Below are 25,098 nucleotides of genomic sequence, written 5' to 3'. Positions count from 1 at the left end.
TCGAGGGGGCCGCCTTCTCGCGTTCCGGGATCCGGCGGCTGTAGCTGGACCGGCCGAGGCCGCGGTGTCACGTGGCGCGGTCGCCTCCGCTCGGCGCGTCGGCCGTCGCCCCCGCGCCGGATGCCGCGGGGGGCATGGGCGCCAGGCCCGCAGCGAGGCCCGGCAGCAGGACGGGCTCGAGCCGGACATGCTCCTGACCGCCCAGATACCGCTCCAGCTCCGGCGGCCGGTAGCCCGTGCTGCGGTCGTGGCGCTCCTTGGCGGGCACCGCCGGGAACTCGTTGCCGTCGGGCTCGCCGTTGTCGTTCACCGCTCTTCCGAACGGCCGGTGCAGCGGCTTGGCCAGTCGGTACATGTCTGCCAGTCGTACATGCCTGTCCGTGAGGCGTGCAGATCGCCCGAACCGTCCGGCCGTACACGGAAGTCGATGCTCTCCTCCGGCTTCATCACCCTGGGCCCGGCCGCACTGAGCACATCGGCGTCGAACTCCAGCCCGTATCTGCGGGCTTGGTCGACCATCCACAGCAGGGTGACGTCGAACAGTGCTGTCTCCTTCCAGCCGCCGCCGACATCGCAGTGCACCCCGGCGAACCACGCCCGCTTCAGCTCCTGGCCCCGCTCGGCGGCGCCGACCTGCTGGTGCCACAGTGTCGGCCGGAATGCCGAGCGCTGTTCGTCGATGGCCAGCGCGTCGAAGGCCGCCCTGACCCAACTGCTCAGCTCGGTGTTGTGGAACGCCGCGCGTCGGTTGGGCCGGTTCGCGGTCGGCCGCAGCAATGCGGTGCTGGGAACCGGGGTGCCCAGGGCGCCGACCGTGTCCCACACCCCGGTGAAGCGGATTTCCGTCTCGCGCGCGTACCCGCGGCGGAACAACGTGGCGGCCGCGCCGTTCGGTTGCTCGATCCGGTCGCGGTACCAGAGCCCAGGCCTCCGGGATCCGGTCGGTGTGGTCCCGGCGCAGGATGCCGCAGTTGCGCGGCAGGCCCACCAGGCTGCGGGCGGTGAACGCGCCCCGGCTGAAGCCGAAGAGGAACAGTTCGTCGTCGGGCTCGTGCGTCTCGACGAGGAAGCGATAGGCGTTGAGACGTGCTGGGACAGGCCCACGCCGAAGGCGCCACCGTGCAGGCGCTCCCGCCGGTGGGTGCCCACGCCGCGGTGATAGCAGACGCGCTGCTCCTTCCCGGCAGTGCACCCCGGGGGTATGGACAGGGCGACTTGGGCGACGTTGGTCTTGCTCGATTGGTGGGCGAAGTTCCGCGTGCCGTCGCAGCAGACGACCAGACGCTTGGCCATGACGATCTCTCCTCGCGAGAGCGTGGAGTGGCGCCTAGCACTACATCCATGCTTGCACCACTCGGTGGGCCGCGCTATGCGACAGCCAACGCCCATGGCTGTGTCGTGATGTAAAAGTCGCAGCATGTAATCACCGGATGCACCGGGTAGATGTGGCACGTGTCGACATTTCGGCTAGGCTGGTGAATTGCAGCAAGCGCACACGGCCGGACGTGCGCTGTGACGGTGAATACGACTGAATGCGACACGCAGTACGCGTATATCCGCGGTGTTCACCATGCGAATCGATCCATTCCGGCTTCATCACCCAGGGGAACGCGGCGCCGACGCCACGCCTGATGCGCTGTAGGCCGGGCCCGGGGGCCGTGAACTGCAGGGTGCTGTGATGAGTTCCATGCGCGAGGAAGCTCCGTGACTCACCGGTGATGTGGTGTGTACCCCTCCGCCACGCCTCGGCCCGAGGAGGAACTGGCCATGAGTGAGCCCGGTACGGTGGCGCTCACCGTCGAACACGGCGGTTCGGTTCAGGCGATCGCCTTCAGCCCGGACAGTACCCGCTTCGCCGGCGGCGGCAGCGACTCCGTGCTGCGGGTGCGCACGGTCGGCACCGGTGCCCCGCTGGATGTGCCCGCCGAAGGGTCCGTGTCCGCCATCGCCTTCAGCCCGGACGGCACCAAGCTCGCCGTCGCCGACTTCGAACAGGTCCTCCTGCGAGACGGTTCGACCGGCTCGGTCATCTGGCAAGGACCGCTGGACCCGGGCAACTCGGTGAACACCGTGCGGTTCGGCGCGGACGGGCAGCTGGTCGCGAGCACCGACACGCTGGTCGCCGTACTCGACGCGGCGAGCGGTGTGGTCACCCGGAGGATCACCGTCGAGCGGCCGTTGATCGCCGATGTCGATGTCAGCCGGGACGGCACCCGGGTGGCACTGGCCGTCGACGAACGCCACGGCGGTGACCACCATCTCGCCGGATCAGCTCGGGTGCTGGAGCTGGCCACCGGCGTCGAACTCGGGCGGCTGACGCCGGACAACGCCGTGCTCGCGGTCGCGTTCAGCCCGGACGCGTCCCGGGTGCTGTGCTGCGCCGCGGACGACACCACCCGGATGTTCGAGGCGCAGGGCGGAGAGCAGGTGTGGCCGGCCGAGGACGAGGTCGACGACCAGGTCACCGCCCCCAACTGTCTGGCGTTCGATCCGAAGGGCCGGTGGACCGTGGTCGGTGGCTCCGACGGGTTCGCCCGGGTACTGGAGGCGGACTCCGGAGTGGAGAAGTGCCGGGCGCCGAAACTGGCTGACGCCCCGGGCCCGGAATTCGGCGCCGTCACGCACGTGGCGTTCAGCCCGAACGGCAAGGTGGCGGCCAGCGCCTCCATCGACAACGTCGTGCGCCTGTTCAACCTCGACGGCAAGGAGCTCTACGCGGTGACCACCGACGAGGTCCTGACGATGCGGTTCAGCCCGGACGGCCGCTGGCTGGGCGTGGGCACCTTCGACCGCGCACTGGTGATCGACAACGGCGGACCCGCCCAGGGGTGAGCGCCATGGACCGACACGAACTCCTGCACCAGGTCGCCGGCCAGCTGCGCGCGCTGACCCGGGACGCGGTGGACGGCCTGGTAAGCGGCCTGCCCGAGCTCGGCGAGGACCCGTCGGCCGCCGGCACCGTACTGGCCGGACGGCTGCTCGCCGTGCACGACCGGCTGCCCGCGGGGAACTCGTTGGTGGAGCTCGTACGGGAGATGCTCGGCGACCTGGACGCCGACTCGCCGGTGCGGCTGCACGGCTGGCGGCGGGCCCCCGGCTCGCCCCTGGGTGTGGCGCTGGTGCTGACCGACCCGTCCGGAGCCGGGCGCGCCGTACTCGGGGTGACCTCGGACGGGCCGGTGTTCGACGTGGTGGTCACCCCGGGAGCGACCCTGACCCTGCCACAGACGGCCCCGGCGCCGTGGAGCGCGGAGGCGGCCATCGCCGCGCCGGACAGCTGGGACGCCGCCTTCGGCCCCGGCATGCCGCCCGCGCCGCCCGGCGGCACCGCGACGGTCAGACTCCGGCGCACCGGCCCGCTGACCGCCGGAATGAACGACGGGCCCGGAATCAGCGTCAACGGAATCACGGTCACCGTGACCGCGGCCCCCGCCACGCCGGCGGCCGTCGACGTCGAACTGCTGGGGCTCACCGCCGCCATCCTGCCGGCCGCGCTGGCCGAGCTCGTCGGCGTCGGTGGGGCGAGCCCGATGGCCGGCGGGTCCAAGCCCATCGACGTCACCGTCCGGGCGGACCGGACCGACGGCCTGCGCTTCACCGGCACCGGCGCTCCGCACGTGCCCCTCCCGCTGCGGCTGAACGCGCCGGGCGTACGCACCCGGGGCGCCGCACTGGAACTGACCTTCGACGCGGGCGAGCCCCGGCTGGCCCTGTCCATGTCGGCCACCGCCGGGCTGCCGGGGCTGCCTCTGCGCGTCTCCCTGGACCGGGCCGGAATCGACCTGGCCGTGTTCCCGGCGACCATCCCCGGCAACGGCCGGCCCCGCCCGCGCGAACTGTTCCCGGACGGCATCGGCACCGAGCTCACTCTGCCGCCCGTGTCCGGCGGCGGCGTGGTCCGACGCACCCCCGACCAGAGCTACGGGGGGCTGATCTCGATCGACCTGGGCGTGCTGCGACTGCAGGCCATGGCCATGTTCCGGCCGCCGGACGGCAACACCCCCACCAGCTTCCTGGTGCTGCTCGCCGCCCGTTTCCCGGACCCCGGCATCCAACTGGGCCTGGGATTCGCGCTGGACGCGGTCGGCGGGCTGGTCGGCGTCAACCGGCGCGCGGACATCACCGCGCTGCAACAGCTGGTCTGTGACGGCAACGCCGACCGGGTTCTGTTCCCGGACCGCGCGGTGGAGCGCGCCCAGGAGATCATCGGCTCCCTGGGCTCGGCGTTTCCGGTGGCCCGCGGGCGGATCCTGGTCGGGCCGATGGTCCGCATCACCTGGGGCGCAGGGAGGGTGTCGCTGTCCGGCGCCCTGATCCTGGAACTGCCCGCCCCGGCGCGCGCGGTCCTGGCGGGTCGGCTGGTGGTCGGGCTGCCCGATCCGGTCCTGCCGCTCGTCCGACTGCAGGCCAGTGTGCTCGGCCGGATCGAGCCGGCCGTCCCCCTGGTGGAACTGCTGGTGTCGCTGTCCGGCTCGTGGATCGTGGGACTGGCCGTGCGCGGCGAGATGTACCTGCTGGTACGGGGCGGTGCGCAGCCGGAGTTCGTTCTGTCGGCCGGCGGCTTCCACCCCCGTTACACCCGCCCCGCCCGGGTGCCCGCGCTGCGTCGGCTGCAGGTCGACCTGGCCCCGGGCAACGGCTTCGGACTGCGCATGGAGGCCTACTTCGCCGTCACCTCCAACGCGGTGATGTTCGGCGGCCAGGTCCAGATGGACGCGACGATCGCCGGCTGCGGCGTACAGGGCTGGCTCGGACTGGACGCGCTGTTCGTCTTCGACCCGGTGTTCGCGTTCGCGGTGCGTGTACGGGCCGGGGTGGCGGTGCGCGCGTTCGGCCGCCGACTGGCCGGCATCGGCCTGGACTTCACCCTGGAGGGCCCGGCCCCCTGGCACGCGTTCGGCACCGGCAGCATCTCGGTGCTGTTCTGGGACGTCGAGCTGGACTTCGACATACGCTGGGGCTCGCCGCCGGCCGTCCAGACGAAGGCCGGGCGCGATCCGCTCAAAGCGCTGGGCCCCGCCCTCGCCCAGCCGAAGGCCTGGACGGTGGAGCGGCCGGCTGTCGAACGCACCGCGCTGGTGTTCACCCCCGCGGCGACCGAGAAGCTGGCCAAGGGAGCTCTCGTACACCCCGACGCCACCCTGCGCGTCACCCAGCGAGTGGTCCCGCTGGGTGTGCCGATCTCCCGGTTCGAGCGCCGGCCGGTACCGGTGCAGACCTGGACGGTCAAAGAGGTCACCCTCGGCACTCCACGGCCCGCTGCCGGTCTTCCCTCGATTCCCGAGCGGTTCGTGCCGGGTGAGTTCTTCGATCTCACCGAGGACGAACAACTCACCGCGCCCGCCTTCGTCAGCCGCGCCGGCGGGCTGCGGGCGGGCACCGACGGCATCCGGCTCGGCGCCGGGCATCGGGTCGACGACGGCTACGAGACCGGCTACGAACCACCTCTGCCCACACGGGAGTTCTCCACCTGGGCAGGTGTGTTCCGCCGCGAGGCGGTCTACGCGGTCAGCGCCGCCGAGCGGCTGGAACGGTGGCGTACAGCCGAAGCGGCCGTCACGGTGCGCCCGTCCACGATGAGCGTGGTCGCCGCCGACACCCTGCAACCGCTGCTCGACGACGTCACCCTGGTCGACGCCACCACCGATGCCTGGGAGTCGGTGCGCGGACAACTCCCCGACCCACAGGCCGCGGTGCAACTCGTCGAGAGTTGGGAGCCACGCCCATGAGCGCGCCGGGTGGGCGATGTACGCCACGGTCCCTCGATCCCGGCGGGAGCGACGCATGAGCACGCGATGGTTCTTCTCTTCGGCGCGGGTCGGCGCCGCCGCCTCGGCCACGGGCCAGACACTGCCGACGTCGGTGCGCTTCACACGTGACATCGACGGCCGCCGCGAGGAGCCGGCGGTGACGGGACCGACGCTGTCGCTGGTCGGACCGGGGGACGTGCTCGGCTTCGACCGCAGCATGGTGCTGCGAGAGGAGCCACCGCCCGGCACGCCCGACGCCGCGGAGAACGTATTGGCCAGTGTCGAGCTGGCCCACGCCGACCTGCCCTGGCTGCTGTCCCCGGGAGAGGCACCCACACCGTCCGGACCGTCCCCCCAGCCGTGGATCGTGCTGATCGTGCTGGCCGAGGACGAAGCGGCCCCGCCGCGCGACGCACGCCCGCTGCCGGTGCTCACCGCCCCGGTCGCCGCGCTGCCCCCACTGGCCGAGCGGTGGGCCTGGACGCACGTGGAGGCACGCCTGCCCGACAGCGTCACCGACAGCGGCAGCGCGCGGAAGCTTGTCGAGCAAGGGGTGCGCATCCACTCGGCCGATGTCGTCGGGCGGCTGTTGTGCCCGCGCCGACTGGCCCCGGACCGGGGATGGATCGCCGCCGTGGTGCCCGCCACCGCCGCCGGGCGGGACGTGGGCCTCAACGCGGCAGCGGTCGGAGCGGACACGCAGGACGCCTGGCCGATCGCCGGCAGGAACACCGTCGACCTGCCCGTCTACCACTGGTGGACCTTCCGCACCGGGAAAGCGGGCACCTTCGAGGAACTGGCCCGCCGACTGCGCTTCCGGCCGGCCGCCGAGGCCGGGCTCGGCACCCGGACCATCGTCAGCCGCCCCTGGCCTGCCGAAGAACCCGTCGAGTCGGCCACGGTGGCACTGGACGGCGCACTGCGGGCACCGGGAACCGCGGTACCCGAGACGTGGTCCGACCCCGCCGCGCAGGACCGGTTCCGTGCCCTGATCCGCGAACGTCTGGACGCTCCGGCCCGGCGCCGGGCCGAGACCGGGGAAGCGGGCGACGACGGGGAGGGGGAGCCGGTCGAGGACCGGGACACCGTCGCCGTCGCTCCGCCGCTCTACGGCAGCCACCACACCGGCGAGCAGACCGTGCCCACCCATCCGGACAGCTGGCTGAGCACGCTCAACCTGGAGGTCCGCCGCCGGGTGGCCGCCGCACTCGGCGCCCGTTACGTGCAGCTCGAGCAGGAGTTCCTGATGGCCCGGGCCTGGGAGCAGGTCGGCGAGATCCGGCAGGCGAACCGGCTGCTTGCGGCCGGCGAGCTGGCCGCCGCCGCTGCCGAGCGGGCCCAGCACAAGCACCTCGACCCGCTGGAGGTGGCCGACCTGGTCACCGTCATGGCGCCGGTGAGCGGGCGCATGCTCCTGTCCGCCACCGAACCGGACGCGGCCGCGACCACCCTGGCCACCACGCTGGCCTCGGCCAAGGAGGTGCCGACAGGAGTGGCCAGCACCTCGTTCCTCCGGCTGACCCGCCGCAACGGCGCGCTGGCCCGCCGTGCCCACCGCGGCGCGACCGGGGACGTCCCCGACGACGGGACGCCCGAACCGGTCCTCGTACAGGGCCTGAGACAGATGGGCATGATCCGTGACGACGCGCCCGAGGCAGGCCTGCCGGGCGAGCTGCGCGCCGGGGTCAGCCCCACGCGGCTGCAGATGCGGCGGATGGCCGACCGCATCCCCGCCGGCTTCTGGGCGGAGCGCACGGACGACGACACCCGCCCGCTGCGGCCGATCATGGCCCACCCGAAGTTCACCGTGCCGATCGCCGAAGAATTGCTGGCCCGCTGGCCGGAGTGGGCGCTGCCAGGCATCAGCACGCTGGCGCCCGACTCGGTGACCCTGCTGGAGACCAACCCGGAGTTCGTCGCCGCCCTGCTCGTCGGGCTCAACCAGGAGTTCAACCGGGAGCTGCTGTGGCGGGAGTTCCCCACGGACCAGCGCGGTACCCCCTTCGCCCGGTTCTGGCCCAGCGACGACGCCGACGTCGAAGAGATCGCGCTGTGGCCGCCGGACACCCCGCTGGGCAGCCGGCTGCGCACCGGAGGCGAGGGCAACCTGGCACTGCTCGTGCGGGGCGACCTGCTGCGCCGGTTCCCCGGCACCGCCCTGCTCGCGGCACGCGGCGTGGCGGGCAAGCTGCCTCCCGCGTTCGACGGAGTGCCGGCCACCCCGCTGGCGTTGGACGAGTCCACCGTGCTCTACCTGTTCGCCGGCCTCGACGAGGAGCGGGCCCGCGCCGAGGACTGGTTCTTCGTGTTCCGCGAACCGATGCGCGGCACCCAGTTCGGGTTCGACTCGGGCCCGCAGCCCGCCGAGATGAAGACCTGGGCGGACCTCACCTGGAACGGCGTCAGCGTGGACGCCGCCAGATGCGTCCGTGTCGGCCCGGCACCCGGCACGCCGACGGGGCTGGGGCAGCCCGATCCGGCGGTGTGGGGCCGGGACGCGGCCGACATGGCCCGCATCGCCTTCCAACAGCCGTTCCAACTGGCCTTCAAGGCCGCCACGTTGCTGGGCGGCTGAGCACCGTGCCGAGGACAGGAGCACCGGGAACATGACCGACGCGTACACTGCCCGCGCACAGCTCGACCGGGCACGCACCGAGGCGGACACCGCGCAGGCCCGCGCTGACGAGCAGCAGGCCGTGGTGCGGCGCCTGCAGGACGCCATCCGGGCCGGCGACGAGCGCGCCACCCCGGAACTGCTCAGCGCCGCCGAGGCGGCACACGCGGAGCTGCAGCGCACAGCCGACGAGTTGAACGGCTTCGTCGCCGACGCCCAAGAGGAACTGACCCGCGCCCTGGGAGAGGGCACGGCGCTGTTCCCCGACGACAACATCGCCCCGATCGCCCTCCTGCCGGTGCGGGTGGAGACCATCTGGTGGGAGCCGAGCACGCTGCGCGTGCGGATCTACCCGGACGACATCCTGCTCTCCGGTTTCGAGACAGAGCTCACCCCCGCCGAGGCGGCCGCCGGTACCGAGTACTGGCAGAACCCGGGCCCGGAGGCCTGGCAGCAGGTGCTCACCAAGCTGCGCCCGGCCCGAGCGTCCTGGGCGGTCCGCGCCTGCCGCCCCGGCTCCCCGCCGCCCGCGGTACGCCCCGACGACCCGCAGGAACACCGGCCGCGAGTGGTGACGATGCCGAGACGCTGGCGTTTCCTCGGCCTGCTCGACGGCCAGGTGGTGGTGGACAAGCTCGGCCGTCCGGTGCCCGACCCTCTGCCCATCGGCCTCCTGCGCGCCGAGGAGGAAGGCTGGGAGACCGACTGGTTCGAAGCCGTCAAGGCCGGCATGGGCCTGGAACTGATCTTCCCGCCCGACGGCACCCAGCACCTGGACGAGCTGCTGGTCGTCGGGGTACGCGACGACTCGGCGGTGGACGGCGCGGCCCGGCTGCGCGACCTGCTGCACGGCCACCGGTTCGGCGGCGGGCTCGGCCTGCTGCCCTCCGGGACCCCCACCAACAACACCCCACGCACCCGCTCGGGCTGGTCCTCGGCCCCCGCCTATCCGGGGCCCGAACCCGACCCGCAGGCGGGGGAGCGGCCGGTCGCCGACGCGCTGGCCGACGCACTCGGCCTGCCGGACGCCGGGTTCCTGCGCGGCTGCCCCGGCGCGGCCGATCTGGAACCGTCGGCCGTTGCCGCGTTGACCCTGCTCACCTGGCCCACGCTGGGCAAGGGCTTCGCCGAGGCCGCGCTGACGACCCTCGACCTGGGCACCCGGCAGGACCGCGGCGTGGCACCCGGCCGGCCGTGGCGTGCGGTCCGGGACCACCTCGCCGAGCATGTCCGAGGCCGCGGGCCGCTGCCGATGCTGCGGGTCGGCCGCCAGCCGTACGGAGTGCTGCCCGTCACCGCGCTGGACGACTGGCGCGCCGAACGCAACGGCGATGTGGACGCCTTGCTCGCGCCCTGGCTGCTGCGGCTGCGGGAACGCTGGCGCGCGGTGCTGAACGATGAGGAGGCCATCGACCCTATCCCCAGGGCCCAGCCGGGCGAGCCGATCGACCAGGTCGCGGTGGACGCGTTGCAGCGGCTGCCCGTGGCGACCGGCCTGAGCATGCGCCGACTGGACGGCCCGGGCTTCGCCGTCCCGAAGACGTCGCGTGATGAGCCCCCTGCGCAGCTGGGCCTGCCCGGGCTGGCGCCCGACGGGGTGCTGCGCTGGACCACGAGCGGCGACGGTTGGACGGATCTCGGCTGGGGCCTGGACGAAGCGACCGGCATCCCGGGGTTCGTCAGCCGGCTCACCCCGGACCCGGACGCCTTCCCGTCCCGGGCGTCGGCCACCGCGGACTATCTGGGCGCGGTACGGGCCTTCCTGGCGGGCGAGTTGGACGCCGAGAGCTATGACCGGGCATGGCCCGTGGAACTGTCCTCGGGCCGGGAGACCCCACCCCGGCGCAGCACGTTCTTCGACCTTCCGGCCACAGGAGGCGAGACGCCGGGCGAGGTGGAACAGCCGGGCGAGGAGGAGGGCGGGGTCCCGCCGGAGGACGAAGAAGCGCCACCGGAGTTCCCGCCCGAGCCCCCACCGGACGCGAGCGGAGTCCTCGACGCGCTGCTGTTCCTGCCCAACTGGGCATCCTTCCACGGCGACGAGAGCGACGAGGGCACGGACGACCCACTGCGCCGGGCACTGGCCGTCATCAGCGACGTGGACCAACTGGTGGCCGACGTGCTCGAGGGCCTGGGCGAGCGCGAGCGTGCGGAACGCGTCGCGGCCGCCACCCGCGCTGCGGGCGCGTTGCCCCGACTGGAACAGGCGTTGCGGACCCTGGCCGCCGTACCGGTGACCCGACTGCCCGAGTTGCTGCTGGAGGTCATCGACGTCCACTCGCACCGGCTGGACGCCTGGATCACGTCACTGGCGTCGCGGCGCCTGGCCGAGCTGCGGGCATCCGGCGCCGAGGGCGTCCACTTCGGCTGCTACGGCTGGGTGGAGAACCTGCGCCCACCGGTGCCGAGGGAACAGCTCGACATCGAGCTGGACGAGGTGGACACCACCGTCGAGGTGTCCGAGCAGGACGGCTACATCCACGCGCCGTCACTGCAGCACGCGGCAACGGCCGCCGTCCTGCGCTCGGGCTTCCTCGGCCACCCCGGCGAGCAGACCTACGCGGTCGGCCTCACCTCCCGCCGCGCCCGCATCGCCCGCTGGCTGCTCGGCGGCGTACGCCAGGGCCAGAACCTGGGGTCCTTGCTGGGCTACCGGTTCGAAAGGGCTCTGCACGACGCCGAACTGGACCACCTCGTCGAACGGTTCCGCCGCCAGTTCCCCCTCCCCGTCGTACCCGAAACGGAAGGGCAGGAGCCCGACGCCGACCTGTGGGCGCGGAGCGCCGAGGCGATCTCCGCGCGCAACGTCGTCGACGGGATGGCCCTCGTACGGGCCGGGGCCGGTGTGCCCGATCTGCCCAGTGTCATCGACGGTGCCCCGGTGGTGCCGCCGGGCGACCGGGAGGCGGTGGCACCGCTGCTGGACGACCTCGCCGACGCGCTGGACGCGGTGGGCGACCTGGTGCTGGCCGAGAGCGTCCACCAGTTGGTGGGAGGCAACCCCATCCGCGCGGGTCTGACCGCCGACACCCTCGGCCGCGGCGAGGACGTTCCGGACACCTGCCGGGTGCTGCGCACACCGCACCGGGCCCGCGCACTGACCCATCGGGTGGCCGCACTGCTGCCGGCGGAACCAGCCGGGACGACAGGCTGGCCCGCCGATCCCGTCGCCGCGCTGCAACCCGCGCTGGAGGCCTGGGTCGCCCACCTGCTCGGCCCGGCGGCGGGCTGGACACTCGGTGGCCGGCTGGGCGGGCAAGAGGATGGACGCCAGGCCCGGGAAGGCGAGGACGACGTCCGGTCGTTCGCGCTCGGCGCCGACCGCCTGGGGCTGGGGGCGCTGCGCACCGTACTGGACGCGGCCGCCGCCGAACCGGCCAGCCTACGCCGAGCCGTTCAGAACGCCATGGCCGTCGCGCCGGACACACCGGTCACCTTCGCCGGACCCGGCTGGAGCGCTCTGCACGGCAGGGCGGTCCGGATCCGGTCGCTGCTGTCCACCGCCCAGCCGCTGCTGCCGAGGCACCTTCCCGAAAGCCCGGACGACCACTCGGCCGACACGACAGAACTCCGGACACGCCTCGCGGACTTCGCGCAGACCCCGCTGGTCACCGGACACCCCGCCGAGGCCACACTTCGCGACCTGGCCACCGAGCCGGTCGCGCCGGACTCGGCCGACGCCTGGCTCTCCCGGGTACGGACGGCGCTGACCGAGGTGCTCGGCGCGGACATCCCACTGCTGCCCGCGCTCGTCGCGCCGACACCGTCACCGGCCGGCCGGAGCGACCTGCCGGGCGCCGACATCGAGGACTGGTTGCGGCGCAACGCGGCCGTACGACCGATGGTCCGCGCCCTGCACGAGACACTGATGCTGGCCGGAACCCGGGCCGAGCGGGTCGAACGACTGCGTGCGGCACAGCACCCGAGCGGCGAGGCCGACGCATGGATCGGCGGCACCTTCCCGGCCGGGAGACGCCCGGCGGCCACCACCCACCTCGTCTGGCACGCACCGTCCGACACGGCGCCGGGCGCGGCCTTCACCGGCCTCGTGCTCGACGAATGGATCGAGCTGCTGCCCGGCTCGGACCAGCCGGGCCCGGACCCCGGCTCCGCCCCGCAGACCGAACTGACCGGCGTCGCCCTCCACTACGATCGCCCCGACGCCAAGGCCCCGCACAGCGTGCTCATCGCGGTGCCCCCGGACCTCAGCCGCGGCTGGACCTCCGACGGCCTCGTGCAGGTGCTGCGCGAGACACTCGAACTGGCCAAGCTGCGCGCCGTCGACCTCTCCGACCTGCCACAGCTGGACGACCTCCTCCCCGGCGTCCGGATCTCCCCGCACGGAGCGACCGGCCAGGCCCTGACCAGGATCGAGACCCGCCGGCCGAACACCGACCCGGACGGTCCCTTCCGGCTGGAGCCCGGGCACCGCGCCCAAGACGTCGAAGCCGGACTGGCCGCCCGGGTGCACGACCCGCTGTGGTTGCTCACCCGCCAGTGGCAGTTCGGGGAGTTCACCGCCCAGGACGCCGGTTCCCCGGCGGTGGTCCGGATGAGCGGCAGCAGCGCGCCCATCGACGCATGGAGGCCGGCCGGAGCCGCCGACTGGGTGCCCTATGACCCGCGCCTCGGCCCGCTGGACGGCCAGATCGAGGACGAGCCCATACAGGTCGACGAGCGGCTGCGTGCCGAAGGCGGTGCCGCGCTGCTGCGCATGTGCGACGACGCCGGAGTGCTCACCGCCGCCATCACGGCGCTGGCCCCCCATCGGCTCCGCGCTGGCGCGCCGGAAGCTAGCCTGGTCGGTCTGCTGGACGATCGGCTGCCGGACGCGGTGTCGGTGGCGGCAGCGCTGGACGCGGGCACCTTCGACAGCGGACCGGACGCGCGACTCGGCGAGGTCGCCGCCGGCTGGCGGCGCTGGTGGGCCACACAACTGGCGGAGCGCGGCCCGGACTGCTTCGACCCGCATCGACTCGAGTACGCCGTCGAGCTGTCCACCGGCGGTACGGTGCTGCGTGCCGAGGAGTACCAGGGAGACGGGCTGGACTGGTACAGCCTGGACGTGCATTCCGACCCCGACATCGAGGCCGCGCCGCAGGGGCCGCGCCACGCGTTCACCGAAGAAGGCCTGCCCTCGACCGTGCGCTACGGCGGGCTGCCGGCCGACCGGTTCTGGGAGATGGAGGACGCCTGGGTCGATCTCGGGGCGGCGGAGGTGTCCACCCTGGACACCGGCCGCCTGCTCCTCATCTCGTTCGCCACGGTCTACGGCAATGACTGGTTCCTGGTGCCGCTGGAAGTGCCGACCGCTTCACTGACCGTCCTGGACCAGCTGCTGGTGCGCGATGTGTTCGGCCGCCACCACCTGGTCCGGCGCGCCGGCCGCGACGACCCGTCCTGGTCGATGTTCACCGTGCACAGCCCCGACCCGGACCACCCGGCGGCCTCCGGGCTGTTGATCCTGCCCACCGAACGCGGCCAGATGGGGCAGTCCCTCGAACACGTGGTCCTGGCCCGCGACGAACTGGCGAACGGGGCGTGGGCCGTTCAGCACCACTACACCGACGGCCGGGGCGAGCTGGTCGACCGCCGGGACCGTTGGGCGCGCAGCGCACCGCTCGTTCCGGACACGGTCGGGGAGCTGCCCGCGTACACCGTGCAGACCGTCGTGCCGGACTACTGGTTCCCCCTGGTCCCCGAACCGGTGCGAGCCGACCAGATCCGCTTCCGGCTGGTCACACTCACCGGTCCCGGCCTCGACTCGCGCGCCGAGGGCCGCCTGATCACCCCCGGATTGTGGCTGCATGAGGAAGAAGTGCCGCGAGACGGCGTCCATGTGACCCGCCGCCCGGTGCTGGCCCGCTGGTTCGACGGCTCCTGGCACACCTGGGTGCGCAGGGAGAAAGCCCCCGGCACGGGGGAGAGTTCCAGCGGGCTCGCCTTCGACACGGTGCGACCCACGGAACCGTGGCCATGACGACAACCAGGCCGTCCAGGACGTGGGCTTGGCCGTTGCGGTCGCCACGTGGGAGCAGACGGGATTTACCGGCACCTCGTCCAACACGCCTCCACCCTCGGCGTCGCCCCGGAGCGCTTCGAAGCTTTGATCCACCTGGCCATAACCGACCTCATGACCCGCCGCCTCACCGATGAAGTGACCATTTCCTGACGCGATCTGACACCGCGGGACCAAACCTTGAATCCGGGATGAGACATCGAGGCAAAACCCTCTTCAAGGTGCGAAACCACGCATTGAAGCGCACCATTTCAAGTAGGGGCCGACGAGCCGTTACGGGTGGGGCTACGGCCACAGCAGTCTGCAGACAATCGCCATTGAATCCGCGGAGGAGTCGCCATGCCCATGCTGCTCATCACGGGCTTCTACGACGTCAAGGGCTCGCAGCCGGACGGGGACACGGTCCATTTCACGGCCGACGACCCCTCGCAGTGGAGCCTGGTCGGCGGCGGGCTGGGCCGCGCCGTCGAGCACAGCGCGGTGGGCCGCGCCAAACTGCGGCTGGACGCGGTCGATGCACTCGAGACGCACTACGGCGCGAACCGAGTCCACCAGCCGCTGCAGTTCGCTCACGCCGCACGCGACGAGCTGTTGAGCTGGCTGGGCTTCACCGATGTCCAGCGCCGCCCGGACGAGACGGTGACCGCCACGACCCCGGACACGGTCCCCGGGTTCATACTCACCCGCAGTGCGGATGTCCACGGCCGCTGCATCGCTCTGGCGGGGCGCGGAATACCTCCGGGGACCAGTGGCCTGGAGATCGACGTCGACGCCACTGTGCTGAGGACGACGGTCAACCACCATCTGCTCACGGCGGGCTTGGCGTACCCGACGTTCTACCGCAGCCTGTTCACCAGCCTGCGGGTGGAGATGGCCACCGCGGCCAAGGAGGCCCGAGATGCGGGACGGGGCCTGTGGCCGAGCGATGTCACCACGACCGGGGCAAAGATCACCGGACTGGCCTCGTTGACGGACGATGTCGTGCTTCTCCCCAAGCTGTTCCGCCGGCTGGTGGACTACATCCGACTCGGCACGATGCCGCTGGCGTGTTTCCCGGCCTTTCTGGCCGGCGTCGGGGACCGCTTCTCCATCCTGTCCACGGGCGAGCGGTGCCTGGGCCTGCACCATGTCGTGGAGGCCACGAACGGCCAGACCGTGAGGATGACGCATCCCCCCGAGGACCTGCTCTTCGAGGACGCCTGACACCGGCCGTCTTCGGCGGAGCCGGCCGTACGAGGTGAGAAGCCGGGAAGGAAACGCCATGTCTTGGGGACTACGCGAAGCGGTCGGTCTGACGAACGAGGGCACCCAGTGCCCCAACCACGCCTCCGATCAGCAGCAGGTCGCCGAACTCCTCGACGCGGTCGGACTGCCGGCCGGCGGGACGTCACTGGACACACTGCCGCCGATCGGGGACGGCCACGCCTCGTACGAACTCTGCGAGGCCATCCGGAGCTTCCAGACGGTCCAGGACGGCCTCATCGCCGACGCCCGGGTGGATGTGGGCGCGGGCACCTGGACCCGCCTGATGCAACTGGTCGATCCGGGCAGCGCCCCCGCTGAGGCCGGCACCCCGCTGCTGCTCGCCGTCTCGAACTACGAGGTTTTCGAGCTGCCGGAGAACGCCGCCCCCTGGCCGTCCCTGAGCTACACCCTCCGGGGGCAGGTCGCGGAATGGGACGGCCCCGGCATCCACATGGAACTCTGGGTGAACGGGCCGTTGAAGGTTGCCTGGAGCCAGGACGCGTACAACCTGGGCTGTGAGGTGTCCCCCGACTTCAAGGCTTTGGACACAGCTGTGGCCTCCGGCAGTGCCCGGGCCATCGGGGGAGTCGCCCTGGACCAGCTCTGCTCCCGGTTGCGCTCGGAGTCCAGGGGCGCGATCGGCTCACTGTTCACGGCCGTCAGCGTCAGCACGGGCCTCGACGGGACACCCCGGATCGGAGGCACCATCGGCGACGAGACCGCCTTCCTGCGCGTCGAGTTCGAACCGGTGGAACGTACGGTGATCTACACCGGGAGCGTGCACGTCTTCAAGACGCACCCGGTCACGCAGGGCGAGGCCCAGGTGGCCGGTGATCTCCAGGTGCAGCTGAGGATCACGACCCATGCGGAGGACTACGCTGCGAGCGTGGCGACAGCCTTGGCCGTCCTGGCGATCGGGGCCGTCTTCCTGGCCCCTACGGCCGCTTGGGTGGGCAGCACGATCGTTTCCGGAGTCGGCACCGGCGTGAAGGAAGTCCTTGTCCGCGTCCCGCTCAGGGTCTTGGCACACCAGTAAGCCGTCACCGGTTCCGTGGCAGGCCGTCCAGGGGCAGAAGGTCGAAGAAGTCGTGCCCGGCCGAGGGCACGTACCGCACGACGCCCTCGGAAGTGGGGAACGCGAGTGCGCGCCTGCGGGAACACCTGGCGGGTGCCTCTATGTCACCCTTGGTGTCGGGCGAGGCCGACATGGAGGCCAAGTGAGGGCGTGGGGAAACTGGTGCCGTCTGTATTCGTTTGAGGCGGGTGCGGACCAGCCCGGCAAGGTCATCGTTACCGCACGGGGCGAGGCTGCCCAGGCTTCTCTTCAGCTGTGCCCACACTACCCTCGGCCTGGTTTAAGTCGGGGTTGTAGGCCGGGAAGCGGACCGTCAGCCACCCCCGCTCCCGATCAGTTCGCGCATGGCGGCGTCGACCCTGGCCGCGCGGATGCGCTCGACGTCCGCGCACCAGGAGTGCGCGGGCAGGTAGAGCCGGCGGTCGATCAGTGTCCGTCCCCGGCTGGTGGCGTACGCGAGGAAAACGCCGACCGGGGAGTTCTCGATGCGGCCCGCGATGCCGGTGTACTGCCGCCGTACGCCCGCCGAGGCCCGGCCCTTCTTCACAAAGCCGGTTTCGTCCACGATCAGGACACCACCGTCAGTGCCGAGCCGGTCGACGGCGTAGGCGCGGACGGCGTCGGCGTCCCAACGGGCGGAGCGTTGCAGGCGCTGCATGGGCCCGGATCGGCGGTGACCGGCCTGTTCGGCCAGCTGCCAGCAGTTCTTGCGCCTGCCATCTCGCCCTTCGCAGCACTCCGCCCCGCTGGACGACATCCAGCGGGGCGGAATGCTCTCGACCGTCGGGCCTTCTGGCCTGCGTGACCGACGCTCTGGGCCACTTCGAGCTGGGCCTCACGGGTGAGACCGAAGGAGATGGTCGCCTCCGTCACCCGGCAGGACCCCGCGCAGCATCACCGGCAAGGAGGCCGGGCGGTGTCTCGCCGAGTCCCATCCGGCGGCGGTTCGAACTCAGCCGCCGCTCTTTCGTCGGAACGACCGCTGGCTCGCAGCCGGGCCGTGCGCGCTGCGGACCTTCGACGCGTCGGTGTTCGCAGCGAGGGCCGCGGCCTCCGCCTGCTTGCCTCGCTTGCGCGCAAGGGCCTCCCGGAACTTGCCCTTCAGGTCGTACTGGCCGTCATCGTCAGGCGCCAGGGCACGGCTCTCGGCGTCAACCGGCTCCGAACCTTCTTGCGATGGAGACTCTGCAGTCATGGTGACCTCCTGGGTTCGGGCAGTGGAAGCACAGCTTGTCATGCCCGGGCACCGCGCGGGGCGCCCGCTTGGGTGAAGGAGCCGTAGACCGTGGCCCACGGCGGGAAGTCGTGCGGCAGGTAGCGCCAGGCCGGTCGTCCGTACGAGAGCCTGTCCGAGGACGTCGCCGAAGCGATCGGCCTGCAGCAGCCCCGGCGCGCATCGGGAGGCCAGGGCTGATGGCCGTCACGGATGTCCGGGCTACCGCCCCAGCCGCAGCACGCGGGAGTTCGGACGAGGGCTCGGGGAGAGCGCGCAACCCAGCGCTTTCCGGAGCGATCCGGATCGGGTTGCCCAGAGACGTTTTCGGGCAAGTTCAGCCAACTCCGGCGACGCGGCGTGTCCTGGCTTCCACGGCGGGATCATCCCCACGAGAAGTGTCCTGTGGGGGAGGGAAACGGCTGTGTCCATACCGGCTCTTGAACATGTGGTCGACTTCGTGAAAGCCCTCGACGAGTTGGTGACGCAGCCGAGCGGCGGCCGACAGCTGCCAGTGCTCGTCGTCTGCGACAACGGGGCCGGACCGCGGTATGCCGAAGCCTTCGTGTCCGGTTACGGCGACCGGCTCGTCGGGAGCGGCGATGACGACGGAACCTCCCTCGTCCCGCGTGCTGTCGTTGGGTCCCCGCCGTCGGCCTCGGGGGACGGAGATGCCAGGCCGGACGTCGAACTGCTCGACCTCCTCGTCACGGAGTGGAAGAACACCATGCCGCGGCACGCGGGGACGCTGCGTTTGCCGCAGTTCCAGGTCTGCCGGGACGTCCTCGACGTACGGATGCCCGGCGACGAGCCCCCGGAGGAAGAGGCGGATGTCCCCCGGGATCCGCACCGCGCCATGGAGCGGGGACTGTGGACCCGCTGGGAGCAGCGCACCCCTGGTCTCAACGCCGTGCGACAGTCGCTCGACAACGCCGCGATCCCCCGATGGTTGGCAGGGATCTGGACCGTGGTGCTGTCCTGGCCGCTGCAGGTGTGGCACCGGTGGAGGCTCAATCGCACCATGCGGTGGTACGCCCGCCGACTGACCAACGCCGGACTGGCCGCCCGGGACTTCATCCAGGCCGCGACACGGCTGCGCACCGCAGGCGCGGAACAGCAGAGGCTTCTGAGGTTGAACCTGCTGCTGGAAGCACTCTTCACGGATCTCTCCCGGGCCGTCGAGCCCAGCCGGTTCCGGCCCCGGCGGCGCCGCAGGCTCTGGCCTTTCGTGCTGCTGGTACCCGATCTCGGCGGTCCCCGGGCCGCTGTGGTAGGGCAGTTCCTCCAGGCACACCGCGACCTCGTGGGGCAGGGTGCGCGTCCCCCGCTGGTGATTGTCGTGGGGCAACGGGACGAGCCGGAGGGCACCGACACCGGCGCCAGTCCATCGGTCTGCCTCGAACAGGCTGCCACTGTGCTGAGGCACCCCGGAAGCCGACCGGCGAACACGCCGGGGCCCCGCCGGATCGTCGTGCTGATACAGGACGGGCCCGAGCAGCCGGATGTTGCCAGGTGGCTGGCGCTCAACGCCAAAGCGACACCCCCCGAGGTGGGCGCCGTCCGTGCACACGCAGGGTGGGCCCTGCCGGCCCTGCTACTGGTGATCCTGTGCTCCGCAGGATTCGCGTTCCGTGACCATGTGCCGGTGATCGACTTCCTCTGGGACGACTCGGACGGGAGTCGTATCACGCAGCCCACCCCCGGCCGTTGTGGCGGCACCTGGCGGGAGGGAAAGGAAATCGTGGGCGTCGACACCGAGGCAAAGGGCTGCTATTTCACCGGCGTCAAGTCGCAATCCCTGCTGCGTGACCTGCAGGACCAGATTCGTCGCCAGAACGCCGCGGTGAAGGGAACCCACCGTACGGTGGTCTTTCTGGCACCCCTGACCGCCGATCCCTATGCGCGCAGCGAGCAGATCGTCCCGGCAGGCGTGCTACAGCTCCAGGGCGCCGCCGCGGCACAGAAGATGTGGAACGAGCGGGCCATGGTGGACCACAACACGCCCATGCTCAAGATCCTGGTGGCGAACACCGGCTTCGCCTTCGGCGCAGGGGAGACGGTCGCGGACCGGGTCAGGAAGCTGGCGGCGAAGGACAGCAGTGTGTCCGCGGTGATCGGCATCACCCAGAGCCGTCAGGAATCGGTCAATGCCATCAACCGCCTGGGCGACAGCATGCCCGTGATCGGAGCCTCCGTCACCGGCGACTTCATGGCCCAGGAGGCACGCAACTTCTTCCACACCCAGCCGACCAACGAGCGAATGGCCGAGGCCATGGTGAGGCGCGCGGTAGACCTGGACAGCCAGAAGGCGCTGATCGTCTATGACAGCAAGGACCGCTACAGCCACGAACTGCGGGACAGCCTCGCCAGACGGCTCAAGGCCCACGGCATCGCCGTTGAAGACCCGTGGTTCGCGCAGGTTCCAGCACCCAGGCCCGGGAACCGCAACGCCACCGCCCTGGGACTGCCGGACCTCGCCAAAAGGATCTGCGCACTGCCCGCAGACCAAGGCACGACCTTCTACGCCGCCCGGGGCACCCAACTTCCGAAGGTGCTCGCGCGCGTGCAGGACACCTGCGGAGGGGGCGGCAAAACGAAGTCCTCCCCCATCCCGGTCATCGCCTCCGACGTCAACACACTGATCGAGTACCAGGACGTACCCGAGTGGGCGCGGCTGCACAAATACACCGCGGTGGACCTTTACTACATCTCCTTCTCCGACCGGCCCGTGCTGCACAAACCCGAGGGTGGGAGTGACTACTCCACCGGAGGGGACTCCTTCCGGGCGGCAGCCGCCGCCATTGAACAGGCATCCGCACAATCCGGCGGCTCCGCCTCGCCGTCGAACGTCCTGCAGGCCCTGCGCAACCACGTCACCGTCCAGGACGGCATCGCGCCCGACCGCGCGTTCACCCTGCCGCTCAGCGAGGAAGAGCGGGCAAAACGCCCCCTCTTCCTGTGCTTGGCCCCCCACAGCCCGCACGTGGACAGCCACGCAAACTGCTCCCGGGGAGGCCGCTGAGGGTGCCGCCCGCCCAGAACTCCGAACAGAATGATCCACCGACGTGGTTGGTCTGGGGCGGCGCCATGTTGAGCAGGCTGTGAGGGAGGGCTGGGAGGCTCGGCCGAAGCCGTGGGAGACAGATGATGATCTCAGGACGGTGATCGAACCGTTGTTGTGGCACCCCTGACCGCCGATCCCTATGCGCGCAGCGAGCAGATCGTCCCGGCAGAGCGGAGCACCCGAACCTCCTTCGATGCGCCACAGGGGCTGTTCCGTGTGAACCTGGCAGTGAGGGCCCGCGGTGTGCCCGGCAGAGCCTGCGGCGCTGGAGGTAAACGCCATGGAACAGGTCGGAGACAAGCCGGAAGAGGTGCGCAAGCACTTTGAGGAGGAGCAGCAGAAGCGGTCACCGGACGGGACCGAGTCCGGCGACGAGGGGACAGAATGGGCGGAGCGGGCCTCCGAGGAAGGGGCCAGTGCCTCGGCGACGGACGAGCAGGACTCGGACTGACTGAACGGTCCTGCTTCCGCGTAATGGTGGAACGGTCAACAGCTGACGCATCCACCTCGCCCAGGCGTGATCTCAGTCTCGCTCCAGCCTCGTGAACGACACACGACCAGCGTGGGACCCGGTGTCTGCCGCCACAATGCCGGGGCCGCAAGCAGTACCCGCGATATCCGGCAGTACAACCGCAACCGAATGAGGGAGGAGCAGACGCCATCAGGATCGCCCGGGCGAGGACGAAGAGACCGCTCGGGTACCGCAGGCCCCAGAACGGAAGGTGGTCCACGGTCACGCATCCGCGATCCCCGCAGCTCCGCCCTCCCGGGCGGGCCAGCGGAACAAGGAAGCCGGCTTGAAGTCAGCCGGAAGATGGTGTTGAAACCTCGGGGCCCGGGCGCGCAGTAGCGCCCGGGCCCCCCGACGCGTCCTTCGAAAGAAGAGGTCTATGCCCGCTGCCAGTCCCCGCTCCGTCAACCCGCTCGACGATGAGGATTACCCCGCCTACACCATCGGCCGGGCCGCCGAAATGCTCCGCACCACTCCCGCCTTCCTCCGCGCCCTCGGTGAGCACCGCCTGATCACCCCCCTGCGCTCCGAAGGCGGCCACCGCCGCTACTCCCGCTACCAGCTGCGCATCGCCGCTCGCGCCCGTGAACTCGTCGACGCCGGCACCCCCGTCGAAGCCGCCTGCCGCATCGTCATCCTCGAAGAGCAGCTCGAAGAAGCCCAGCGCATCAACGAGGAACTACGCGCCCGCGGCACCGGCCAGTCAAGTACTCCAGCCTGACCCGGGGCCGGACTCGGCCATGGAGCCGGAGCGGGACCGGCCGAACACGCGCTGACTCAGTCGCCCCATGGAGGGCGGCGCGGCGGTGGTCGACGGCTCGTCCGACGCAACGGTGTTGTTTGACCCCGACAGGCGTTCACCGGCTGCACGTCATCCGTTACCGCTGAAGCCGTAGGTGACGCCGGGCGGTCACGATCCCACCACGACCGCCCGGCCGTGGCAGCGAGGACGGGCCGTGGACCACCTACGCGATCCTCTACAAGGTCACGCCCATCTACGAAGGCAAGCGCACCGTACCGACCGGTTACGAGGTGGGCGCCGAGGGCTGGGCGACGACGGCACGCCGCGCCTTGCGTGGCCCCACTTGGTACTGCGATCCGGGCAAAGACGAAGCGACGCGGGTTGCCGACGCTGACAGCAGTGGAATGAGTTGCCCGTGGATGAAGGACTCGCGGCCTTTCGCCCCGGCGCGGCACGCCGCCGCCTGCCTACTTGATCACGGCGTTCGCGACAATGATCACCAGGCCGATCAGCATGTCCAAGCCCCCTGCCCGGCACGAGGACAGCCATCCGTGCCCGGCGGTGCGGGCGGCCCAGGCGCCCCAGCCGAACAAGGCGACGGTGTTGAACAGCAGGGCCGCGTCCACAGCCGTGGCCTCTGCCCACCACCCGGCTACCGCGGCAAGCAGAATCCCCACGGTGGGCAGCACGGCGGCGACCAGGGGCCACTCGGCGAGCACCAACCGCAGTCTGCTCGTGGTGGCTGATCTGTCGACGGACGCACGCTGGGCGATGACGTGCGCGTAGCCATGGGCGGCGCCCGACGCCAGCGCGGTGAGCAGTACCCACAGCGCGTCCGATCCGGGATCGGCCTTCTCGCCCGCCGCGTCAAGGGCCGCCACCAAGGCGCTGGCCAGCACCAGTCCGTAGACGCCGCTGAACAGCGACTGCTCCGCCGGCCGGTGCCGCAGGCTCCACCTCGGCGCGACGTTCTCAGGACTGACATGGTCGGCGCGGTCGGGCATCGCATCACCTCTGTACGGGAAGAGAGCTGGGCCCGAACATGCTCACCTGTGTGGCGTCAGGGGACATGGCGCCACGCACTGCTCGCATGATTGTTGTGCCATAAGGGGGCAGAACGCGGGTGCCGGGTGCCGTGCCGGCACCGCCCGGGCCCGGGCGCAGCGCTTGCTGGCCCGCCGGGAGCGCACCGGCAGGAGGCGATGACCAGATGTCACGTCACCGTCCTCTGGCGGTGTGCCACGGCACGAAGGCGTTCGTCAGCCCCGCGAGAGCCGTGCGCAGCTCCGGGGGGTGGCGCAGCAGCACCATGATCATGCTGTTGTCGTGGATCCAGGCCATACCGGCCTTGGAGTACACCTCGGGCGTGTAGTACTCGGTGAAGAATCCGGTCAATCCGCTGGATCACCGCCGACAGTTTCGAATCCATCCAGGACGGCTGGCCCGTGGCTGGACGGGGGAGGCGACGGACGCGTCATGACTGCATGATCCCTCACGGAGCGCCCAAGCCGCCCACCCTGGGCACACGCCAACGTCGTCCGGGAGCAGTGCCGCTCAGCGTCGCTCGATCAGGACGGCCGGCGCTCGGGTTGCATTCCTTCTGTCCGGCGCCGCCGCCGGTCTCGGCCCGGGCTCCCCTGGCGTTAGCCGGGTGCCGAATCGTGGAGCATGGCGGCGGCTCCCTGCGGATTCCCCGCACCCGGGCACGCGGAGCCCTCGCCAAGAAAGAACGGCGTCTAGCAGCAGAGCTTTCGCGGCGATGTCAGATGTACGCGACGGGCCACGGCGAGGGCTCCTGCCAAGGAAGGGGCCAGGGCGCAGGCGGAGGAGACGGTGATGGCGCCGCGCTCCGGGGCGGACAGGGGGGCGGCGGCTCGGAGCGCAGTGGCAGGTTCGCGCCAAGACCATCATCGCCAATCTCGCACCCCGTGCGGTCACTACCGCCACCGGCCTGGTGCTCGCGTCGGCATGCCCGGTAAGGACGTCGGAGCCGTCACGGGGAACATCAGGGTCGGTAGACGCACTCCGCCAGCGTGGCGTGTTTCTTCCAGCCCAGCGACTCGTACAGCGCGCGCCCGGCGTCGGTCGCGCCGAGAACGCCGAGGGCCGCGCCCTCCGCCAGGGCACGGTCGGCAAGCATGCGCATCACGACGCTGCCCAGCCCACGCCGCCGATGGGCCTCATCGGTCAGCACTCGGTCGATGCCCACGGCTTCGCCGAGGGCCGCCATCTGTCCCGTGGCCGCCTGCTCGCCTGCCGCATCCAGGACTCGGACACAGGTCACCGCTCCGGCGGTCTCCGTAGTCGCCGTGTACCCCTCGGGCACGACCGGGTTCGTGGCCATCAGGTCAATGGCCATCAGGTGCCCGGTCTCCTCCCAGGCCACCACCCACCCCGGGGTCAACCGGGGCTCGACCTCCTCCGGCTTCGCCGGCATCCTCATCCAGGTTCGCGGCACGGACACCGAGGCAGCGGCGCTGCGGACCAACAGCTCTTCAGTCTCTGGCAGGACGTGGCGTCCCACTTCGTCAGGGTTGTCGGCCACCTCGATGTAAAACCCCCAGGGTTTCTCGGCCGGCCGGGGTGTACGCCGGGACACGGCCCAGCCCGCCACCCAGGTCACAACTAAGTCCGCAACCATCAGCCCTCCCGAAAGTATGTCCGTACCAGCGGCCAGGTAATGACTCCTAACCAGGAGCACACATTACGTCACCATGGGGCCTGCGGCAGCCGATTCCGGGACGTCCGTCGCAGGCCCGCAGCGCGGGCCGCAACGGCGCCACCCACCCCATGGGGGTCAACGGTGCTGCGGTTCCTGGAGATCCGCTGCGGCCGCGGACCGATCCCGGCCGACTTCGACCACGA

The 25,098-nt window shown here is 71.2% G+C and carries 15 protein-coding genes and 2 pseudogenes; 9 read left to right on the top strand and 8 right to left on the bottom strand.

Annotated features, from left to right (window positions below; all coding sequences use genetic code 11):
* Positions 1 to 67: 67 nt before the first annotated feature.
* From ACYVMZ_RS35190 to ACYVMZ_RS35180, 3 genes and pseudogenes are all read right to left on the bottom strand, one after another.
* On the bottom strand, positions 68 to 310 hold the full coding sequence (locus ACYVMZ_RS35190) for a hypothetical protein (RefSeq protein ID WP_461086950.1): 243 nt from the start codon (positions 308 to 310) through the stop codon (positions 68 to 70).
* Positions 307 to 825, bottom strand: coding sequence for a phospholipase effector Tle1 domain-containing protein (locus ACYVMZ_RS35185; RefSeq protein WP_461086947.1), 519 nt, complete (start codon positions 823 to 825; stop codon positions 307 to 309). Before ACYVMZ_RS35185 ends, ACYVMZ_RS35190 begins: the two co-directional genes overlap by 4 nt.
* 133 nt (positions 826 to 958) lie before the next feature.
* Positions 959 to 1,293: pseudogene (locus ACYVMZ_RS35180) on the bottom strand (phospholipase effector Tle1 domain-containing protein); the annotation flags it as partial.
* A gap of 474 nt (positions 1,294 to 1,767) precedes the next feature.
* On the opposite strand from ACYVMZ_RS35180, the gene ACYVMZ_RS35175 reads away from it, so the two are divergent.
* The 6 genes from ACYVMZ_RS35175 (at position 1,768) to ACYVMZ_RS35150 (ending at position 16,664) form a co-directional block, all read left to right on the top strand.
* Positions 1,768 to 2,832: a WD40 repeat domain-containing protein gene (locus tag ACYVMZ_RS35175; protein ID WP_461086938.1), complete on the top strand. Its 1,065-nt coding sequence runs from the start codon at positions 1,768 to 1,770 to the stop codon at positions 2,830 to 2,832.
* A gap of 5 nt (positions 2,833 to 2,837) precedes the next feature.
* Positions 2,838 to 5,729: a DUF6603 domain-containing protein gene (locus ACYVMZ_RS35170; RefSeq protein ID WP_461086937.1), complete on the top strand. Its 2,892-nt coding sequence runs from the start codon at positions 2,838 to 2,840 to the stop codon at positions 5,727 to 5,729.
* A 55-nt stretch (positions 5,730 to 5,784) separates the two neighbouring features.
* The gene (locus ACYVMZ_RS35165; protein ID WP_461086936.1) at positions 5,785 to 8,325 is read left to right on the top strand and encodes a hypothetical protein; all 2,541 of its coding nucleotides are present in this window, start codon (positions 5,785 to 5,787) and stop codon (positions 8,323 to 8,325) included.
* Between the two features lie 31 nt (positions 8,326 to 8,356).
* Positions 8,357 to 14,344: a hypothetical protein gene (locus ACYVMZ_RS35160; protein ID WP_461086935.1), complete on the top strand. Its 5,988-nt coding sequence runs from the start codon at positions 8,357 to 8,359 to the stop codon at positions 14,342 to 14,344.
* 378 nt (positions 14,345 to 14,722) lie between these two features.
* The gene (locus tag ACYVMZ_RS35155) at positions 14,723 to 15,586 is read left to right on the top strand and encodes a thermonuclease family protein (RefSeq protein ID WP_461086934.1); all 864 of its coding nucleotides are present in this window, start codon (positions 14,723 to 14,725) and stop codon (positions 15,584 to 15,586) included.
* Between the two features lie 58 nt (positions 15,587 to 15,644).
* Positions 15,645 to 16,664: a hypothetical protein gene (locus tag ACYVMZ_RS35150; protein ID WP_461086933.1), complete on the top strand. Its 1,020-nt coding sequence runs from the start codon at positions 15,645 to 15,647 to the stop codon at positions 16,662 to 16,664.
* Positions 16,665 to 17,058: 394 nt separating this feature from the next.
* On the opposite strand, the pseudogene ACYVMZ_RS35145 reads toward ACYVMZ_RS35150, so the two are convergent.
* Together ACYVMZ_RS35145 and ACYVMZ_RS35140 are read right to left on the bottom strand one after the other, a co-directional pair.
* Positions 17,059 to 17,415, bottom strand: a pseudogene (locus ACYVMZ_RS35145) (transposase); the annotation flags it as partial.
* Positions 17,416 to 17,655: 240 nt separating this feature from the next.
* Positions 17,656 to 17,898, bottom strand: coding sequence for a DUF5302 domain-containing protein (locus tag ACYVMZ_RS35140; protein ID WP_461086932.1), 243 nt, complete (start codon positions 17,896 to 17,898; stop codon positions 17,656 to 17,658).
* A gap of 745 nt (positions 17,899 to 18,643) precedes the next feature.
* Here ACYVMZ_RS35140 and ACYVMZ_RS35135 point away from each other — a divergent pair.
* From ACYVMZ_RS35135 to ACYVMZ_RS35125, 3 genes are all read left to right on the top strand, one after another.
* Positions 18,644 to 20,938 carry an ABC transporter substrate-binding protein gene (locus ACYVMZ_RS35135; protein ID WP_461086931.1) on the top strand — a complete coding sequence of 765 codons (2,295 nt, stop codon included), beginning with the start codon at positions 18,644 to 18,646 and terminating at the stop codon, positions 20,936 to 20,938.
* Positions 20,939 to 21,260: 322 nt separating this feature from the next.
* The gene (locus ACYVMZ_RS35130; RefSeq protein WP_461086930.1) at positions 21,261 to 21,431 is read left to right on the top strand and encodes a hypothetical protein; all 171 of its coding nucleotides are present in this window, start codon (positions 21,261 to 21,263) and stop codon (positions 21,429 to 21,431) included.
* A gap of 439 nt (positions 21,432 to 21,870) precedes the next feature.
* Entirely contained in the window at positions 21,871 to 22,212 is a 342-nt protein-coding gene (locus ACYVMZ_RS35125; protein WP_461086929.1) for a MerR family transcriptional regulator, read from the top strand.
* Positions 22,213 to 22,700: 488 nt separating this feature from the next.
* Here the strand turns inward: ACYVMZ_RS35125 and ACYVMZ_RS35120 are convergent, their stop codons facing one another.
* The 3 genes from ACYVMZ_RS35120 to ACYVMZ_RS35110 all read right to left on the bottom strand — a co-directional run bounded on the left by ACYVMZ_RS35120 (position 22,701) and on the right by ACYVMZ_RS35110 (position 24,856).
* Positions 22,701 to 23,237 carry a hypothetical protein gene (locus ACYVMZ_RS35120; RefSeq protein WP_461086928.1) on the bottom strand — a complete coding sequence of 179 codons (537 nt, stop codon included), beginning with the start codon at positions 23,235 to 23,237 and terminating at the stop codon, positions 22,701 to 22,703.
* Positions 23,238 to 23,451: 214 nt separating this feature from the next.
* Positions 23,452 to 23,628: a hypothetical protein gene (locus ACYVMZ_RS35115; RefSeq protein WP_461086927.1), complete on the bottom strand. Its 177-nt coding sequence runs from the start codon at positions 23,626 to 23,628 to the stop codon at positions 23,452 to 23,454.
* A gap of 610 nt (positions 23,629 to 24,238) precedes the next feature.
* Complete coding sequence (locus ACYVMZ_RS35110; RefSeq protein ID WP_461086926.1) at positions 24,239 to 24,856, bottom strand: GNAT family N-acetyltransferase; 618 nt, start codon at positions 24,854 to 24,856, stop codon at positions 24,239 to 24,241.
* Positions 24,857 to 25,098: the final 242 nt, after the last annotated feature.

The organism is Streptomyces deserti, assembly GCF_054782695.1.
The sequence above is the reverse complement of the archived record's forward strand: the minus strand, read 5'-3'. Positions and strand labels throughout refer to the sequence as shown.

Coding starts and splice junctions, on each gene's coding strand:
- ACYVMZ_RS35175 (WP_461086938.1), top strand. CDS start 1,768: ATGAGTGAGCCCGGTACGGTGGCGCTCACCGTCGAACACGGCGGTTCG.
- ACYVMZ_RS35170 (WP_461086937.1), top strand. CDS start 2,838: ATGGACCGACACGAACTCCTGCACCAGGTCGCCGGCCAGCTGCGCGCG.
- ACYVMZ_RS35165 (WP_461086936.1), top strand. CDS start 5,785: ATGAGCACGCGATGGTTCTTCTCTTCGGCGCGGGTCGGCGCCGCCGCC.
- ACYVMZ_RS35160 (WP_461086935.1), top strand. CDS start 8,357: ATGACCGACGCGTACACTGCCCGCGCACAGCTCGACCGGGCACGCACC.
- ACYVMZ_RS35155 (WP_461086934.1), top strand. CDS start 14,723: ATGCCCATGCTGCTCATCACGGGCTTCTACGACGTCAAGGGCTCGCAG.
- ACYVMZ_RS35150 (WP_461086933.1), top strand. CDS start 15,645: ATGTCTTGGGGACTACGCGAAGCGGTCGGTCTGACGAACGAGGGCACC.
- ACYVMZ_RS35140 (WP_461086932.1), bottom strand. CDS start 17,898: ATGACTGCAGAGTCTCCATCGCAAGAAGGTTCGGAGCCGGTTGACGCC.
- ACYVMZ_RS35135 (WP_461086931.1), top strand. CDS start 18,644: ATGCCGCGGCACGCGGGGACGCTGCGTTTGCCGCAGTTCCAGGTCTGC.
- ACYVMZ_RS35130 (WP_461086930.1), top strand. CDS start 21,261: ATGGAACAGGTCGGAGACAAGCCGGAAGAGGTGCGCAAGCACTTTGAG.
- ACYVMZ_RS35125 (WP_461086929.1), top strand. CDS start 21,871: ATGCCCGCTGCCAGTCCCCGCTCCGTCAACCCGCTCGACGATGAGGAT.
- ACYVMZ_RS35120 (WP_461086928.1), bottom strand. CDS start 23,237: ATGCCCGACCGCGCCGACCATGTCAGTCCTGAGAACGTCGCGCCGAGG.